This is a genomic window from Kribbella sp. NBC_00709 (genome assembly GCF_036226565.1).
In the GTDB taxonomy this organism is placed as follows: Bacteria; Actinomycetota; Actinomycetes; order Propionibacteriales; family Kribbellaceae; genus Kribbella.
Map to the genome: position 1 here is coordinate 2,948,674 of NZ_CP108996.1, position 15,068 is coordinate 2,963,741.

Annotated in this window: 19 protein-coding genes and 2 tRNA genes; 7 read left to right on the top strand and 14 right to left on the bottom strand. The window is 67.2% G+C overall.

The window, feature by feature from the left end; all coding sequences use genetic code 11:
- The first annotated feature begins 12 nt into the window (after positions 1–12).
- The 3 genes from OHA18_RS14505 (at position 13) to OHA18_RS14515 (ending at position 359) form a co-directional block, all read left to right on the top strand.
- Positions 13–86 (top strand) — tRNA-Ile (locus OHA18_RS14505).
- Positions 87–141: 55 nt separating this feature from the next.
- Positions 142–273: a DLW-39 family protein gene (locus OHA18_RS14510; RefSeq protein WP_442914390.1), complete on the top strand. Its 132-nt coding sequence runs from the start codon at positions 142–144 to the stop codon at positions 271–273.
- A 10-nt stretch (positions 274–283) separates the two neighbouring features.
- Positions 284–359: transfer RNA gene (locus OHA18_RS14515), tRNA-Ala, on the top strand.
- A gap of 10 nt (positions 360–369) precedes the next feature.
- Here the strand turns inward: OHA18_RS14515 and OHA18_RS14520 are convergent.
- Positions 370–1,596, bottom strand: coding sequence for an IS481 family transposase (locus OHA18_RS14520; protein ID WP_328998147.1), 1,227 nt, complete (start codon positions 1,594–1,596; stop codon positions 370–372).
- Positions 1,597–2,029: 433 nt separating this feature from the next.
- On the opposite strand from OHA18_RS14520, the gene OHA18_RS14525 reads away from it, so the two are divergent.
- Positions 2,030–2,731, top strand: coding sequence for a tyrosine-protein phosphatase (locus OHA18_RS14525; protein ID WP_329004590.1), 702 nt, complete (start codon positions 2,030–2,032; stop codon positions 2,729–2,731).
- Between the two features lie 90 nt (positions 2,732–2,821).
- Positions 2,822–3,133, top strand: a complete 312-nt coding sequence (locus OHA18_RS14530) for an EthD family reductase (RefSeq protein WP_329004591.1) — start codon at positions 2,822–2,824, stop codon at positions 3,131–3,133.
- 367 nt (positions 3,134–3,500) lie between these two features.
- Here the strand turns inward: OHA18_RS14530 and OHA18_RS14535 are convergent, their stop codons facing one another.
- The 7 genes from OHA18_RS14535 to OHA18_RS14565 all read right to left on the bottom strand — a co-directional run bounded on the left by OHA18_RS14535 (position 3,501) and on the right by OHA18_RS14565 (position 7,408).
- A complete protein-coding gene (locus OHA18_RS14535; protein ID WP_329004592.1) occupies positions 3,501–3,845 on the bottom strand; it encodes a YciI family protein in 345 nt (114 codons plus the stop codon).
- Positions 3,846–3,934: 89 nt separating this feature from the next.
- A complete protein-coding gene (locus tag OHA18_RS14540; protein WP_329004593.1) occupies positions 3,935–4,294 on the bottom strand; it encodes a hypothetical protein in 360 nt (119 codons plus the stop codon).
- 54 nt (positions 4,295–4,348) lie between these two features.
- The gene (locus OHA18_RS14545; protein ID WP_329004595.1) at positions 4,349–4,816 is read right to left on the bottom strand and encodes an NUDIX hydrolase; all 468 of its coding nucleotides are present in this window, start codon (positions 4,814–4,816) and stop codon (positions 4,349–4,351) included.
- A gap of 24 nt (positions 4,817–4,840) precedes the next feature.
- Entirely contained in the window at positions 4,841–5,362 is a 522-nt protein-coding gene (locus OHA18_RS14550) for a DinB family protein (protein WP_329004596.1), read from the bottom strand.
- Positions 5,363–5,424: 62 nt separating this feature from the next.
- Complete coding sequence (locus OHA18_RS14555) at positions 5,425–5,901, bottom strand: NUDIX hydrolase (protein ID WP_329004597.1); 477 nt, start codon at positions 5,899–5,901, stop codon at positions 5,425–5,427.
- A gap of 10 nt (positions 5,902–5,911) precedes the next feature.
- Positions 5,912–6,613: a VOC family protein gene (locus OHA18_RS14560; protein ID WP_329004598.1), complete on the bottom strand. Its 702-nt coding sequence runs from the start codon at positions 6,611–6,613 to the stop codon at positions 5,912–5,914.
- A gap of 396 nt (positions 6,614–7,009) precedes the next feature.
- Positions 7,010–7,408, bottom strand: a complete 399-nt coding sequence (locus tag OHA18_RS14565; protein ID WP_329004600.1) for a nuclear transport factor 2 family protein — start codon at positions 7,406–7,408, stop codon at positions 7,010–7,012.
- A gap of 54 nt (positions 7,409–7,462) precedes the next feature.
- On the opposite strand from OHA18_RS14565, the gene OHA18_RS14570 reads away from it, so the two are divergent.
- On the top strand, positions 7,463–8,014 hold the full coding sequence (locus OHA18_RS14570) for a TetR/AcrR family transcriptional regulator (RefSeq protein WP_329004602.1): 552 nt from the start codon (positions 7,463–7,465) through the stop codon (positions 8,012–8,014).
- Between the two features lie 28 nt (positions 8,015–8,042).
- Positions 8,043–8,828: an LLM class flavin-dependent oxidoreductase gene (locus OHA18_RS14575; protein ID WP_329004603.1), complete on the top strand. Its 786-nt coding sequence runs from the start codon at positions 8,043–8,045 to the stop codon at positions 8,826–8,828.
- On the opposite strand, the gene OHA18_RS14580 is transcribed toward OHA18_RS14575, so the two are convergent.
- From OHA18_RS14580 to OHA18_RS14605, 6 genes are read right to left on the bottom strand one after another with little or no spacing between them, the layout of a single operon-like run.
- Positions 8,825–9,568, bottom strand: coding sequence for an ABC transporter ATP-binding protein (locus OHA18_RS14580; protein ID WP_329004604.1), 744 nt, complete (start codon positions 9,566–9,568; stop codon positions 8,825–8,827). The two genes, OHA18_RS14575 and OHA18_RS14580, sit on opposite strands and share 4 nt — an antisense overlap.
- Positions 9,561–10,553: an ABC transporter ATP-binding protein gene (locus OHA18_RS14585; protein ID WP_329004605.1), complete on the bottom strand. Its 993-nt coding sequence runs from the start codon at positions 10,551–10,553 to the stop codon at positions 9,561–9,563. Before OHA18_RS14585 ends, OHA18_RS14580 begins: the two co-directional genes overlap by 8 nt.
- A 35-nt stretch (positions 10,554–10,588) precedes the next feature.
- Complete coding sequence (locus OHA18_RS14590; RefSeq protein WP_329004606.1) at positions 10,589–12,100, bottom strand: ABC transporter substrate-binding protein; 1,512 nt, start codon at positions 12,098–12,100, stop codon at positions 10,589–10,591.
- A 28-nt stretch (positions 12,101–12,128) separates the two neighbouring features.
- Positions 12,129–12,995: an ABC transporter permease gene (locus OHA18_RS14595; RefSeq protein WP_329004607.1), complete on the bottom strand. Its 867-nt coding sequence runs from the start codon at positions 12,993–12,995 to the stop codon at positions 12,129–12,131.
- Positions 12,995–13,921, bottom strand: coding sequence for an ABC transporter permease (locus tag OHA18_RS14600; RefSeq protein WP_329004608.1), 927 nt, complete (start codon positions 13,919–13,921; stop codon positions 12,995–12,997). The genes OHA18_RS14595 and OHA18_RS14600 overlap by 1 nt, the downstream gene beginning before the upstream one ends.
- Entirely contained in the window at positions 13,918–14,958 is a 1,041-nt protein-coding gene (locus tag OHA18_RS14605; RefSeq protein ID WP_329004609.1) for a LacI family DNA-binding transcriptional regulator, read from the bottom strand. Before OHA18_RS14605 ends, OHA18_RS14600 begins: the two co-directional genes overlap by 4 nt.
- Between the last annotated feature and the right edge of the window lie 110 nt (positions 14,959–15,068).

Consider the following 15,068-nt stretch of genomic DNA (forward strand, 5'->3'; position numbering starts at 1 on the left):
ACCGCAGTACGCGGGCCTATAGCTCAGACGGTTAGAGCGCTGCCCTGATAAGGCAGAGGTCACTGGTTCAAGTCCAGTTAGGCCCACCCTCTCGAATGTCCTAGGCTCTTCATTGAGCCGATCCGATCCCGAGGAGTCCCAGTGCTGAAGAAGCTCCTGCTGGTGCTGCTGGCCGGCATCGGTGGATACTTCGCCTACAAGAAGACCCAGCAGTCCCGCGCCGACAAGGACCTCTGGGCCGAGGCCGTCGACTCGGTATCCCCGGGTCGCTGACCACCCTCACGGGGGCGTAGCTCAACTGGCAGAGCACTGCCTTTGCAAGGCAGGGGTTAGGGGTTCAAGTCCCCTCGTCTCCACCACTGTGATCTCTCAAGAGATCCCGGACGGACCGGACCCCTGTTTGGGGTCCGGTTTTCTGTTCTTGGGGTGTGGGCCTGGGGGTCGGCCGAGGGGCTGGTAGTCGCGGGTGGGGTCGAGGGTGAGCTCGCGGAGGAGTTCGCCGGTGGCGGCGTTGATGATGCGGATGTGGAGGTCGTCGACGAGTTTGAGGACGGGGGTTCGGGCGTGCTCGGTGCCGATGGGGATGTGGTGGAGTCGGCCGGCGCGGCGGAGGGTGAGTTTGCCGGCGGGGTCTGAGATGTCGTGGAGCACGCGGTAGTGGGTGTCGGTGCTGCGGTCGGTGCCGGGGCCTGCTTTGGGGCGGACCTGGTAGGCGGTCGCCGGGGTCGCGCGGTGGTGCAGCGACCGGTGTGGGCGGGCGTGGTTGTAGATCTGCACGAAGGTGTCGATCAGGGCCTGGAGTTCGTCCAGGCCGGCGGGTTGTTGAGGTTGCGCGGCCAGCCAGTTCTTCATCGTCTGTTGGAACCGTTCGACCTTGCCGCAGGTCGTGGGGTGGTTGGGGCGGGAGTTCTTCTGAACGATGTCCAGACGGCGTAGCTCGGTCTCGAGCCCGTTGCGGCCGCCGGTGAAGCGGGTGGTGTAGACGAAGCCGTTGTCGGTGAGCACGGAGGCGGGATAGCCGTGCTGGGCTGCGGTTTGGGTGAAGGTGTTGAGCACGATCTGGCCGGTGATGTGGCGGTGGGGCGAGACGTGGAGGGCGTAGCGGGAGTGGTCGTCGAGCCAGGTGATGGTCTCGGTGTCGGTGCCGTCGGTGAGCGGGTAGTGGGTGAAGTCGGATTGCCAGGTTTCGTTGGGTTGTTCGGCCTCGAACCGCAGGTAGGAGCTCTTCGGGCGCTTCTTCGGCTCCGGCACCACCAGACCTTGGCGGGTCAGAGTGCGAGCGACCGTGCTGACCGAGACCGTGACCTGATGGCGGTGCCGCAGATGCCAGGCGATCGTGTCCGGACCCGCGTCCAGACCGGACTCGATCAGCTGCTTGCGGACCGTGATGATCAGGTCGATCGTCGACTGCGGTATCGCGGTCGGGCTGGTCTTGGGCCGGCGTGACCGCGGCTCGAACGCCGCTTCGCCCTCGGCTCGGTACCGGGCGAGTAGTTCGTAGACCCACGAACGAGCAACGCCATAAGCGGCAACGACCTCGGCGACGCTACGTCCTTCGATCTCGATCGCGGTGACAACCAGCCGGGCTTTGGACACACCCGCAGCCTCAACGCAGCCCTGCCCGAACCCTCAGACCCAGTCCGGTATGTCTTGAGAGACCTGTCCGGTATGTCCTGACGGAGCACACCCTCGTCTCCACCACCGCCGGTTGCTTTCCGAAGCAACCGGCTTCTCGCGTACTGCGGTCAACCCGCGCCGCTCCCATCCGCCCCCCGGCTTATCACCGGTGCATCCTTTCCGGCTGCCGCCGGACTCGGCGGGCTGCCTCTGACATGCCACTGGTGGGCTGCGCGGGCCTCGGGATGATCAAGCGGAAACGGTGAGTTCTCCCAATCCATTTTTCGCAGGTTTGGGCCGCAACTTCAAGACTTATGTTTCGGCGTCCAGCGGCGCAGACTCGTGTCCGCACAGCTGACGACTCCGCGCTCGGCCGGCGGAAGGAAGAGGTTCAACAACTGTGACCGGACCCATGCGTCTGACGTGGCCCAACTGCCTGAACGTCCGCGACCTCGGTGGTCTGCCCACGAGTGACGGTCGCCAGATCGGTTCTGGCGCGTTGATCCGTTCCGACAACCTTTCACGGTTGACAGCGGCCGGTGTCCAAGCGGTGCGGGAGGCGTCTGTGAGCCGCATCATCGACGTACGGACTCCCCCGGAGTGCGAAGGTGACCCGTCTCCCTTCGCATCCGACCCTCTCTACCGCAACATGCCGCTCTACAACGCAGACGATCCCTACGATCCGACGCAGAGCATCGACCAGCAGTATGTGGCGATGCTCGACCTTCACCCCGAGCTGTTCGCCGCGGCAGTCGGGGCGATCGCCGATGCGCCCAGTGGTGGAGTCGTCGTCCATTGCCACGCCGGAAAGGACCGTTCCGGGACCGTGGTCGCACTGGCCCTGAGCCTCGCCGGCGTACCGACTGAATGCGTCGCCGCCGACTACGCCGTCCTGGACGACCGTATGCGCGACCACCTCGACGAACAGCTCCTCCTCATCGACGATCCCACCGAGCGGAGCCAAGTGGCTGAGTCCTTCACCGCCCGGCCGGAGACGATGCGCGCAGCACTCAAGCACCTCGAAGACAGGTATGGCGGGGTTGAGCCGTACCTTCGTCACGGAGGTCTGACCGACAACCAGGCCAACGCGCTACGCGCCCGACTCATCGACTGACGGACCTGACAGTACGGAAGGTACTTGCCCTCCGCGGTGCATCCGGGCGTGTTATGGTCTCGGCCCTGTACAGAGTGGACGGAGGGCGTCATGCATAAGTTGGTGGTCCTGTATTCCGAGCCCGCCGACCCCGATCACTTCCGCGACTACTACGTGAGCAAGCACCTTCCACTGGTCATGAATTGGCCTGGCCTGCTTGCGTGGCGCTACAGCTTCGACGTGGCGGCGACCAACGGAGAAGCGCCGTATTTCGCGGTCTTCGAAGGTGACTTCGCTGACGCCGACACCATGGCCGCGGCGCGGGCGTCGGCGTACGGCCAGCGAGTGGCCGCCGATGTCGCCAACTACGCCACCGGCGGTGCGGTCATCATCCACTATCCGGTGCAGGACGGCACCGGCTGAGCCAGGCCGATGTCCTGGCCCGATGTCACGGTGGTTGATGCGTGCGTGCGGCGCGACGGCTCGTCACGGAGACAATGGCGTATGAGCGGCGATTGGCGGCATACCCCGGCTGGCACTGCCGCCTACGTCGGGATTGTCGTCGTTGCGGCTGGGGTGGCGGTTGCCACCGAGGCGGACTTCAGCGCGATCGTGCGGAGTCTGGCTCTGGTGCCTGTTGTGGTGGTCGTTGTGGTGGCGGTGATCTGGGCAACGCGGGTGTTGCGAAGTCGAGGACGGCGGCGCGGCGGACGTAACCGGAGGCCTGGCGTCTGACCGCCGGGTCGTACAGCACGTAAGACAACCGCACCGCTGGTCCTCAGCCTGATCTCTAGGGTTTGAAGCGGCGGACTTCGTGGGGCCAGCCGCAGGCCTCGGCGACTTTGCCGGCCCACATCTTGGCGGTCTCGTCGTCGGGCACGTCCACCACGGCGAATCCGCCCAGGAACTCCTTGGTCTCGATGTACGGTCCGTCGGTGATCAACACCTCGCCGCTGGTGGGGTCGGCGCTGTAGACCGGGCCGTCCTCTTCCTCCAGCCCTCCGGCGAAGACGTACACACCGGCATCCTTCATCTCCTCGACGACCGCCTTGGCGAGTGGCCCGCGGCTGCCGAACCACTCCTCGGTGTGGTCACCGACCCACTGCTGGTTGAAGTACATGAGGTACTCGGGCATGTCTGCTCCCTTGGCTCGAGCGGACCCGCTGTCCGCCTCCACCTACGCTACGAACGGCGCCCGGCGAATACGACAAGCCTCGCGCAGATTCAGCCGGCGGCGTCCCACTCGACCCAGTCGGGCTCCGGGTCGACTTGGAACCGGACCGCATTGATCGCCGTCATCCCGTTGATCCAGGCCTTCGAGATCCGGTGCCCGCCGTCCATCAGCCGCCCGTCCGCCGACAGGATCACCGGGTAGCTGAGATCGGCTTTCTGGATCAGGCCGGCGTGCCGGGCGACCATTCGGCAGGTGACCTGCGCGCCCCCGAACCAGCAATCCTCGTCGAACGCCTCGATCGCGTCGATCGGCACCGACTCGACGGGCAGGCCGGCCGACAACTCCCAAAGCCGTTCGGTCAGGTAGAACGCGCGGCCGCCAGGTACGCGGCGTGAGTGTTTTTCAGGCATCGCGCCATTGTCGTCGGCCGATCATTGGGCCGCATGCCTTTTACGGGCGGTCGACTACGGGCAGAAGGTTGCCAGGGCGGCGTCTATCGGGAACAGGTCGGTGAGCGGCTCGGTCGGGTTCCACCAGACGGCGTCGGACATCTCGTCGTTCGGGGTGAAGGGTTGTGGCGAGGCGAGCCGGCCTCGGTAGATCGCCAGGTACTCGAGTCGGTCGTCGGGTGCGACTCGGATCTTTGCTACTCCGGCGAGTTCCAGGGAGTCGGCGCGTTGGCCGCTCTCTTCAGCGAGCTCACGTACTGCGGCTTCGCGCGCGGACTCACCTGGATCGATCATCCCGCCGGGGAGCTCCCACGCTTGGTGGAACCGGTTGAAGACCATCAGGCAGCTATCACCAGACCAGAGCACGACCAGCGAGGCAGTCAACGGCACGGCTGGATCCAGACTGCCGAACTCGTCTTCGCCGAGGGCCTCGAAACTGAGCAGTGCTGACCCGTCATCGTTCGACACCGGAAGCTCGTACACGAGGAACGAGTATTCCAGTGGTGACTATTCGCCGGCGGCGCCGTCCAGGGATTCTCGGAGGAGGTCGGCGTGGCCGACGTGGCGGGCGTATTCCTCGATGACGTGAGTGAGGATGAAGCGGAGGTCGGTGTTGCCGAACTCGGGGTTCGGGATGATGCGGGCGAGGTCCTGGGGGCGGAACAGGGATCGGGAATCCGCACACGCGGCGAGGTAGTCGGCGTACACGTCCTTCGCGGGCGTGGGGTCTGATTCGTCGAACCAGTCGGTGTCGGGGTTGGTTCGATAGGGGTGGAACTGCGGTGTGGTGTCTGCGAGGCGGTGGTGTAGCCAGTAGCGCTCGACGCCCTGCAGGTGGCGCATGAGTCCGAGCAAAGTCAGGTCTGTGGACGGGATCGGGCGTTGCCGGAGCTGGGTCTCCGAGAGGCCCTCGCATTTCCACAGGAACGTCGCTCGGTGGTAGTCGAGGTTCGAGGCAACTACTTCCAGCCACGTGCCCGCCAATGTCCGCTCCGGCCGGACGATCTTCTCGATCACGATGTCGCTCACAGTGCAGCCCTCCGCGTCGGTGTTTACCTGTCCGATGCTTGGAGCGGGCCCAGATCGACAGGTCAGGGTCGAATGACGTCGGTGGCGACGGCGGGTGGGACGTGGCCGGTCGGGGGGAGGGACTGGGCCAGGGTGATGCCGATGTCGACCAGGACGGCGCGGTCGAGGGTGGGGACGGTGGAGAGATCCGTCCAGACGGACTCCGCGGTCTCGCCGTTGGGTTCTGGGCGGGAGGTGCCGGCGGTGATGCGGACCGCATAGAAGATTCCGATGTTCTGGTGGTCTTCCGGGCCGGGGATGCGGCGTTCGGCGGCCGGGATGATGCGGGAGTCGACGCCCAGCAGGCGCTCGACGACGGACTCGTAGCCGGTCTCTTCGCCGACCTCGCGAGTGACCGTGTCGAACGGGTCCTCGGACGGTTCGACGCCGCCGCCCGGGAGCGTCCACCAGGTGCCATCGCCGTACGGCGAGACGTACCGCGCCAGCAGGACCCGTCCGTCCTCGATGCACACCGCGTACGCCGCCAGTCGTCTACTCACCCACCGGACTCTAAATGCAGAAGGGATGACCGGCCGGGTCCGCGTAAACGTGATGGTAAGGACCGCTCGTCTGCAGGGGCCGCGCGCCGACGTCGATCGCGTGAGCGCGGGCAGCCGGTACGTCGGTGGTGAACAGGTCCAGGTGGACTTGTTGAGGGTAGGCGGGGTCGGGCCAGCCTGGAGCAGGCGACGTACTGCGCTGGAAGGCGAGCCCTGGCGTGCCGGCGAGCACCACGCGGGACGGAGTGTCGAGCTCGCGCTCCGGCCGGTCGAGCAGTGCGCTGTAGAAGGCCGCGAGCGTCTGCGGGTCGGGGCAGTCGATGACGATGCGCCGGATCCGAGCGCGGTCCGTCGGCTCCTCGTACAAGCAGAACGGATGCCCGATCGGATCGGCGTACACCTGCCACTCGCCGTTGTCCTGCAGCAGTTCAGCACCAGCCGGCCGAACGAACGAGGGTACGGCGATGTCGAGATGCATCTGCTGCGCGCCGGCGGGCCACCCCGGCGGCTGGTAGTCGATCGGCCCGTCGCCGATGCCGAGGCGCAGTACCGACGGGTCGTCGGGTAGGCCGACGATGAACCAGTCCTCGCGGATGATCTCCAGCCCCAGCAGCTCGGCGTAGAAGTTCGCGACCGGCCGTGCGCCGCGGTCGTAGCTCTCCGGTGTGTTCCCCGGGCAGGCGAACACGACGTTCTGGATCGTCAGGCTCACCCCATCACCTCACCCGACCACGGCTCCGTTGTCGAGCGTTGCAGCTGTCTCCTCGCCCTGCTGGTCTTTCAGTTGGTGATCGCCGGCCTGCTTTTCGCCAACCGGGACCGGACCATCGACGAGTTCACCGGCCACGGGTTCGCCCCGACGCGCGCGGCCGCCGAGGGCGCGGTGTACGGCGCTCTCGCAGTGCACCTCCTGCTTGCAGTGCTCGCCGTCGTACTCGCGCCGCTCGTCGACCGCGCGAAGATCATCACCACGATCTACCTGGCCGGTACTGCGATCGGTGGGCTGGCCGCGATGCGTCTGCCGAGTCAGACGTACCTCTCCCCGATCGGCGTACTCCTTGCACTCGCCGCCCTGTGGTTCCTCTGGAACGGAGACGGACCCCGGCCGTCAGCTGAGGTCGGGGATGGTGTGGGCGCCGATGTAGTCGCGGAAGAGCTTGATCTTGCCGTCCTGGATCCGGAAGACCTGGATGCAGGCGGCCTGGAACGGTACGCCGGTCGTGGTGTGCCGTGCCTCGGTGACCAGCTCGAGGATCACGACCTCGGGGTCGGCGGTCTGGTGCAGCTGGACGGTGCGGAGGTCGATGATGTCGATCGGGTGATCGGCGGCGAGGAGTGAGTAGTCGCGGATCGCTTCGCGGCCGACCAGGCGTTCTGGCAGGCCTTCGACGGCGAACGGCAACTCGAGTACGGCGTCGTCGGCGAACAGGCCGGCGAACGATTCGAAGTCGCGATCGATGAGGTACTGGCGGCGAAGCTCGAGCACGTCGAGCGGTGTCTGAGTCATTCAACAACCGTAGAACGAAATCCATAGACATTCAACATCTGTAGAATGAATTCGGTGAACGAGACTACTCGCGACCGCCGGCGCATCGAGACGCAGGAGCGGATCCTGACCGAGGCACGCCGGCTGTTCGCCGAGACCGGGTACGACCGGACGACGATCCGTGCGGTGGCCGCGGCCGCGCAGGTCGATCCGGGCCTGGTGATGCACTACTTCGGCAACAAACAGCAGTTGTTCGCCCGCGCGGCCGAGACCGAGAGCCGGCCGTTGATCGATGGCACCCCCGAAGAGGTCGCCGAGCAGCTGCTCGAGCGGCTCCGGCAGTCGCTGGTCGAGGAGCCGGTCGCCTCCCTCGCGGTGCTCCGCTCGATGCTGACCCATCCCGACGCCGCCGACGAGGTCCGCGGCAATCCACACGTCCAGGGGAGCAACATCAGCAAGGCGATCCATGGCGCCGACGGTGAGCTCCGCGCGGACGTCGTGAGCGCCGTACTGATCGGTGTCGTGCTCGGCCGCCACTTGCTCAAGCTGAACCACCTCGCCGAGGCCGATCCGGGCAAGATCGTCGAGCTCCTCCGGCCGGCGGTGCACTCCCTCACCACGGAATAGCCGACGCGGGGTGGCGGTTGGCCGAGGTATGAGCCTTGAGATCGGAGTCATCCTCCCGACGTCGACACCAGATCCCGAGCGCCCGATCCTCGGCGACGTGCGGGAGAGCGCGCGGTACGCCGAGAGCGTCGGGCTGGACTCGGTGTGGTCGACGGATCATCTGGTCGCGAGTGCGCCGCTCCTCGACAGCGCCGTCGTACTCGCGACGGCCGCCGCGGTGACGGAGCGAATCACGGTCGGGTACAACGTGATGCTGCTGGCGCTGCGGCCGGTGGCGTGGGCGGCGAAGCAGATCAACACACTGCAGCTCGTGTCGAACAACCGGCTCGTTCTCGGTGTCGGCACTGGGAATCCGGCGCACGGTGACATCGGCTGGCGGGCGGCCGGCGTGGAGTACACGGAGCGCGGCCGGCTGACCGACGAGGCTCTCGCCGTACTGCCAGATCTGATTGCCGGCAAGCCCGCGACGGTCGGGCCGGACCTGGAGGTGACGCTCTCCCCTGGTTCGCCGGTGCCGCCGATCTTTGTCGCGGGCAACGGTGCGCGCGCACATCGGCGGGCGGCGCGGTACGCCGACGGGTGGGCGACCATCGCGGCAACCCCGGACGAGGTCCGCACGAACCTGGCCCGCATCAACGAACTTGCTGAAGGCAAGCAACTCAAGGCGACCGTCGTCGCTCCTCGGCTCGACGGCGACCCAGCCGAACAACTAGCTGCCTACGAGGCCGCGGGAGTTGAGCGCATCATCCTCCCACCCACAGGCGATTGGCGCCGCGACTACGACCAAGCCGCCGAACTGCGCGGCAGCAACTAACTGTTCAACTCAAGAGCCGCGTCCAGCAGGCTTTGGGTGTACTCGTGTTGTGGTGAAGTCAGTACGTCGGTGGCTGTGCCTTCTTCGACGAGTACGCCACGGCGCATGACGGCGATGCGGTCGGCGATCTGGTGGACGACGCCGAGGTCGTGGGAGATGAACAGCATCGAGAGGTTGTGCCGTTGGCGGAGGTCGTCGAGGAGGCGCAGGATCTGGGCCTGGACCGAGACGTCCAGCGCGGAGACGGCCTCGTCGCAGACCAGCAGCCGCGGCTTCACGGCCAGGGCGCGGGCCAGGCTGACGCGCTGGCATTGACCGCCGGACAGTTGACTTGCTCGTTGACCGGCCACCGACGGATCGAGGCCGACGTCCGCGAGCAGTTGGTCGAGATCCGTGGCCGCTGACGGGTGGGTGCGCCACGCTTCCCCGATGATCGAGGCGACGGTCATCCGCGGGTTGAGCGATGAGCGCGGATCCTGGAACACCATCTGGATCGCGCGCTGCAGTTCCCCGGCCCGGCGCGTGCCGGGTGGCAGCGCACGCCCGTCGTACGTCAGTTGGCCGGACTCTGGCCGGACCAGGCCGACGATCGACCGGGCGACCGTGGTCTTGCCCGAGCCGGACTCCCCCACCAGGCCGACGGTCTCGTTGGCGCCGACGGTCAGGCTGACGCCGTCCACCGCGACAAACGGCTTACGGCGCGGGCCGAACGTGACCCGGAGATCCCGGACCTCAAGCATCGAGCACCTCCTCGGCGAAGTGACACGCGGACCAACGCCCCGGCGCTACCGCTCGCAGCACTGGCTGCTCGCTCCGGCACCGCTCCTGCGCCAGCGGGCATCGCGGATGGAACGCACAGCCACCCGGACGATTCGCGGGCGTTGCCGGCGTACCGGGCAACGGATGCGCCAGCGCGGTCTTCGTCCGTACTGCGGGAACGCTGTCGACCAGCGCCCTGGTGTACGGATGCGCGGGCTGTCGCAGTACGGCGGATGTGGCGCCACGCTCCGCCACGCGGCCGGCGTACATGACGACGACCTGGTGGGCGACGTGTGCCATCACCCGCAGATCGTGGCTGACCAGGAGCATCGACAGGCCGGCGCCCTCCTGGATCGAGCGCAGGAGTCGGAGGATGCGCGCCTGCACGGTCACGTCCAGCGCGGTTGTCGGTTCGTCGGCGAGCAGGAGCGACGGGCTACCGGCCAGAGCCATCGCGATGACGGCGCGCTGCCGCATGCCGCCGGAGAACTCGTGCGGGAAGCTGCCGAGCTTGTCGGCCGGCTCCGGGATCCCCGCGCGGTCGAGCAACTCGATGACCCGCTCGCGAACCGCGGAGCGGGACTGACCGGCGCGACGCAGGATCTCGCCGACCTGACGGCCGATGCTCTGGGTCGGGTTGAGCGCGGCGAGTGGGTCCTGGAAGATCATCGCGATCTCGTGCCCACGGAGCGCCCGTCGGCGGGAAGAAGTTGCCGTAAGCAACTCCTCGCCGCGCCAGCGCAGCGAGCCGGAGACGGTGGCGCCGTCGGGCAGGAGACCGATCAACGCGTTCGCGGTCATCGTCTTGCCGGAGCCGGATTCGCCGATCAGGCCGACGGTGGTCGCCGACGGGATGTCGAAGGACACCTCGTCGACGACGCGAACGGCGCGGACGCGTCCGGGCAGGTCGACGACCAGCCCGGACACGTCCAGCAACGCCTCGGAACCGGAGCCTGATTCAGCCACAGTTTCCTGCACAGCTGTGGACAAGTCCTCGCGCATCAAGAGCTGACCTGCAGCTTGGAGAAGTCGGGCAGGCCGTTCGGGTCGGGGGTGAACCCGCTGAGGCGCTTGTTCCACGCGTACGCGTACTTGACCGCCATCGGGAACATGCCGACCGCGTCGTCCCAGATGATCTTCTCCGCCTCGCCGTACAGCTTGACCCGCTGCTGCTCGTCGGTGCTGGCCGCGGCCTGCGAGATCAGCTTGTCCAGCGCGGAGTTGCAGTAGCCGTTGCGTTTGGCTGCGCACGGGTAGAGCCGGCCGACGGTGTTCGCCGCGTCGAGCATCGGGTTCGACAGTTGCTGGAAGTTGATGTCCCAGTTCAGCGACAGCAGGTCCTTGGTGAAGACGGCCTGCTCCTTCTGCAGCAGGTCGACCTGTACGCCGATCTTCTGCAGATCGGACACGACCGCCTGGTTGAACTGCTGGAACTCCGCGTTCGCGAACTGCAGTCGCAGCTTCGTCCCGAAGTCGAAGCCCGCGGCCGTCAGCGCGGCCTTCGCCGCCACAGGGTCGTATTTGACCGGCGTCTGCGCGACGTACCCGAGGGTCTGCTTCGACACCACCGAGTCCGACAGGGACCCGGTCTGCGGGTACAGCTTCTTGATGATGGTCGGGAAGTCGACCGCCTGCCACAGCGCCCGGCGTACGGCGGCGTCCTTGAGCGCCGGCGTCGACGAGTTGAACCACATCGTGTAAACGGCCGAGCTCTGCACGATCTGGACGTTCAGCGTCGAGTCCTTCTGCACCTCGGGCAGTTGATCGTCCGGGATGCCCCAGACCACGTCTGCCTCGCCGGTGCGCAGCGCGGTCAGCCGGGCCGCGAGCTCCGGCATCTTCTTGATCGTCACCTTGGTGACCTTCGGCGCGCCGCCGTAGTACTGCGCGTTCGGCACCAGGACGATCTCGTTCGGGCTGAACTTGTCCAGCTTGAACGGCCCGGTCCCGACCGGCTTGTCGAAGAACGCGGTGTCGTTCGCGCCGACGCCCGACGGCAGGACGAAGAACACCGCCAGCTTGCGCGGGATCGCGGCGTCCGGTTTGGTCGCCGTGAGTACGACGGTGTCGTCGGACGACGCCGTCATCGTGTAGCCGGGGAAGTTCGCCGCGTTCGTTCCCTTGAGGTCGATGAACCGCTTGAACGAGTCGGCCACGTCGGCCGCCTTCAGGTCCTTGCCGTCGCTGAACTTCACGCCCTTCCGCAAGGTGAAGGTCCACGTGCGAGCGGTGGCGTCGGGCTTCCAGGACGCAGCCAGATCACCCTCGACCGAACCGTCCGTCTTCGTTCGGACCAGTCGGCTGAAGATCTGCTGCTCGACCATCTGCGGCCCGGTGCCGCCGCCCTGTGGGCCGCCGGGGTCGATGCTGTCCACCGGGTAGGTGCCGGCGATCACCACCTCACCGCCGCCCGAACTCGAGCCGCCACCCGTGGTGGCGCTGGAGCAGGCGGTCAGGGCCATCGTGGCGGCGACCCCGAGTGTCAAAGCCGCCCGCCGTGTCAGAGGGATCATGCTGTTTCTCCTGCCTTCCGACGCGTCATCAGTTGAGGTGTCCGCGTCCGTAACGGGCGGTGAGCTGGTCACCGAGAATGCCGATGTTGACGATCAGCAGCGACAGGGCGATACCGGGCAGCGCCGAGATCCACCACGCGCTGTCGAGGTATTGCTTGCCGTTGGCAATGGTTTGTCCCCAGGACACCGCCGACGGCGGCAGTCCGATGCCGAGGAAGCTCAGTCCCGCCTCGGCGAGTACGACGAGCGCGAACTCGAGCGTGGCCAGCGCGACCACCGGCCCGACCGTGAACGGTACGACGTGGCGCAGCAGGATCGACGTACGCCGGACGCCGAGCACCCGTGCCGCATCGACCCACGCGCGTTCCCGCAGCGAGAGCGCGACGCTGCGGGTCACCCGGGCGAACGAGATCCACGCGGTGGCGGCCAAGGCGATCACGACCACCGGCACACTGCGTTCGAACGCGCCGGCGATCACGATCGTGAGCAGGATCGCCGGGAAGGCGAGCAGGATGTCGATGCCCCGGGCAAGGAACGTGTCGAGCCAGCCGCGGAAGTACCCGGCGACGGTGCCGATCGTGACGCCGACGGCGCAGGACACCACGACCGTCGCGATGCCGATCAGGATCGAGGTCCGGGCGCCGTACACCACCTGGGCGAGGACGTCGCGGCCGAGACCGTCCGTGCCGAGCAACGCCGTACCGCCGGTGGACAGGTGTGCACCGGGCTTGAGCAGCCGGTCGTCGAGCGAGGTCCGGATCGGGTTGTAGTCGATCACCAGCGGGCCGATGCCCGCGACCAGCGCGTAGATCGCGAGGACGACGTACGGGATCTTGCCGAGCCAGGAGCCGACCCGGCGGACGGCGAGCGGGCGGGTCACTGCGAGCGTGGCCATCAGCTGCCCTCCAGGCGGATGCGCGGATCGAGCTGGGAGTAGACGAGGTCGGCGGCCAGGTTGAAGAGCATCACGATGCCGGCGATCACGAACGTCGCCGCCTGCACGACCTCGTAGTCGCGATTCGTCACCGAGTCGACGACGAGCGAACCGAGGCCCGGCCAGGCGAACACGTTCTCGACGATCACCGCGCCGCCCATCAGCCCGCCCATGTGCAGGCCGACGATCGTGACGACCGGCAGCAGTGAATTGCGCAGTGCGTGCCCGAGCAGCACCTGGCGATCGGTGAGGCCCTTGGACTTCGCGGTCTGGATGTACGGCTCGCGTAGCGTCTCGGCCACACTGGTCCGGGTCAGCCGCGCGACGATCGCCGTGAACGGGAGCGCCATCGTGATCGCCGGGAGGATCAGGTGCTGCGGCGTACCCGAGCCTGAGCTCGGCAGCATCCGCAGCGCCAGCGCGAACACCAGGATCAGCATGATCCCGATCCAGAACGTCGGGAACGACTGCAGCGCGATCGCCGACGCAGCCACCACCCGGTCGACCACACTGCCCGGGCGACCGCCCGCGAGCAGTCCGAGGATCAGACCGAGCACCACCGCGATCAGAGTGGACGCCAGCATGAGCTCCGCAGTGGCCGGCAGCCGCGCGAGCACTTCGGCCATCGCAGGGTGGCCTAGCCGGTACGAGTCGCCGAAGTCGAGCCGTACGGCGTGACCGAGGTAGTCGACGTACTGCACGGCCAGGGGGCGTTGCAGCCCGAGTGAGGCGGTCAGCTCCTTGACCTGGTCCTGGGTCGCGTCCGGACCGAGCAGGATCGAGACGGGGTCGCCCGGTGCGACCCGGACGATCAGGAAGATCAGCGACGCCGCGCCCCACATCACCAGGACGCCGATCAGCAGTCGCTTGACCACAACGCGAATCATGGAAGCTCCTTCGGAGGTCCGACCGTCGCACCGGTCGCGAAGCCGCACCGGACGCTTTCGCTGAGCGCACCGGAGTCCGGTGCTTCCAGCAGCTGCACCAGTAGCGCCATCGCCTGACGGCCCATCTGCTCGCGCGGCACGATCAGTCCGGTCCACGGAGTGCCGTCATGCCGCGCATCGGTCGAATCACCGAGCTCCACGACGCTCAGGTCCTCAGGGATGTTCAGACCGCGCCGAGTCGCGCAGACCAGCAGCTCTTCGGCCAGCAACTGCTGCTCCGCGAGCACTGCGGTGACGCCGCCGCGCTGCAGCTCCTCCACCAGGCCGTCCACCTCAGCAACGGTGTCGAGTGTCCACACCGGTCCTGCGAGGTGCCGGTACGGCGTGGCCTGGCGGAACCCACCTTCGCGATCACGACTCGGCTGGGCGCCGCGGTTGCCGATCCGTGCGTACGCCACGCGCTGGTGACCCAGCTCGAACAGCCGCTCCGTGAGTTGCTGGGTCGCACCGGCGTAGTCGGCCGCGACGTACGACACCGGTGGGCCGGACACCTCACGGTGGCCGACGTACACGAACGGGTAACCGGAGTCGCGCAGCCGCTCGATCTCCTCGACGTTGGGATCGCGGCCGAGCAGCAGTGCGCCGTCCGCGTGCCAGAGCCGGGTCGAGCCGTCCCGGAAGATCTGCCGCTCGCCGCCGGCACTGGTGAACAGCAGCAGGTCATAGCCGAGGTTGGCCGCCTCCTGCTCCATGCCGAGCAGGAACGGGAAGTAGAAGTCCAGGCCGCTGGTCGGGAACACCGGCTCGAACGTGTAGACGCCGATGATCTTGTTGCGGCCGCCGGCCAGGGAGCGGGCCGACGCGTTCGCGACGTACCCCCACTCGCGCATCACGGTCAGCACTCGCTCGCGGGTCGCCGGACTGATCCGGATGCTCGCGTCACGCTCGTTGAGCACCAGTGAGACGGTCGCCTGGCTGACCCCGGCGAGCCGGGCGATGTCGGCCTGCGTGGGTCTCTTGGCCGGTGTGTGTTTCAACCTCGGCGCCTTCCTGCTAATACGCCCTACCACTACGGTTCCGGAAGTTTCGCCAGCGTTTCGAGCAGGTGTCAAGAGGTCGCTTTGATTAGCTGGGTATTAGCAGCTAA

What these genes read in the sequence shown, in the direction of transcription:
- OHA18_RS14535 (WP_329004592.1), bottom strand. Translation starts at nt 3,845, where the DNA reads ATGCCCGAGTACCTCATGTACTTCAACCAGCAGTGGGTCGGTGACCAC.
- OHA18_RS14525 (WP_329004590.1), top strand. Translation starts at nt 2,030, where the DNA reads ATGCGTCTGACGTGGCCCAACTGCCTGAACGTCCGCGACCTCGGTGGT.
- OHA18_RS14595 (WP_329004607.1), bottom strand. Translation starts at nt 12,995, where the DNA reads ATGGCCACGCTCGCAGTGACCCGCCCGCTCGCCGTCCGCCGGGTCGGC.
- OHA18_RS14540 (WP_329004593.1), bottom strand. Translation starts at nt 4,294, where the DNA reads ATGCCTGAAAAACACTCACGCCGCGTACCTGGCGGCCGCGCGTTCTAC.
- OHA18_RS14575 (WP_329004603.1), top strand. Translation starts at nt 8,043, where the DNA reads ATGAGCCTTGAGATCGGAGTCATCCTCCCGACGTCGACACCAGATCCC.
- OHA18_RS14530 (WP_329004591.1), top strand. Translation starts at nt 2,822, where the DNA reads ATGCATAAGTTGGTGGTCCTGTATTCCGAGCCCGCCGACCCCGATCAC.
- OHA18_RS14580 (WP_329004604.1), bottom strand. Translation starts at nt 9,568, where the DNA reads ATGCTTGAGGTCCGGGATCTCCGGGTCACGTTCGGCCCGCGCCGTAAG.
- OHA18_RS14590 (WP_329004606.1), bottom strand. Translation starts at nt 12,100, where the DNA reads ATGATCCCTCTGACACGGCGGGCGGCTTTGACACTCGGGGTCGCCGCC.
- OHA18_RS14565 (WP_329004600.1), bottom strand. Translation starts at nt 7,408, where the DNA reads ATGACTCAGACACCGCTCGACGTGCTCGAGCTTCGCCGCCAGTACCTC.
- OHA18_RS14600 (WP_329004608.1), bottom strand. Translation starts at nt 13,921, where the DNA reads ATGATTCGCGTTGTGGTCAAGCGACTGCTGATCGGCGTCCTGGTGATG.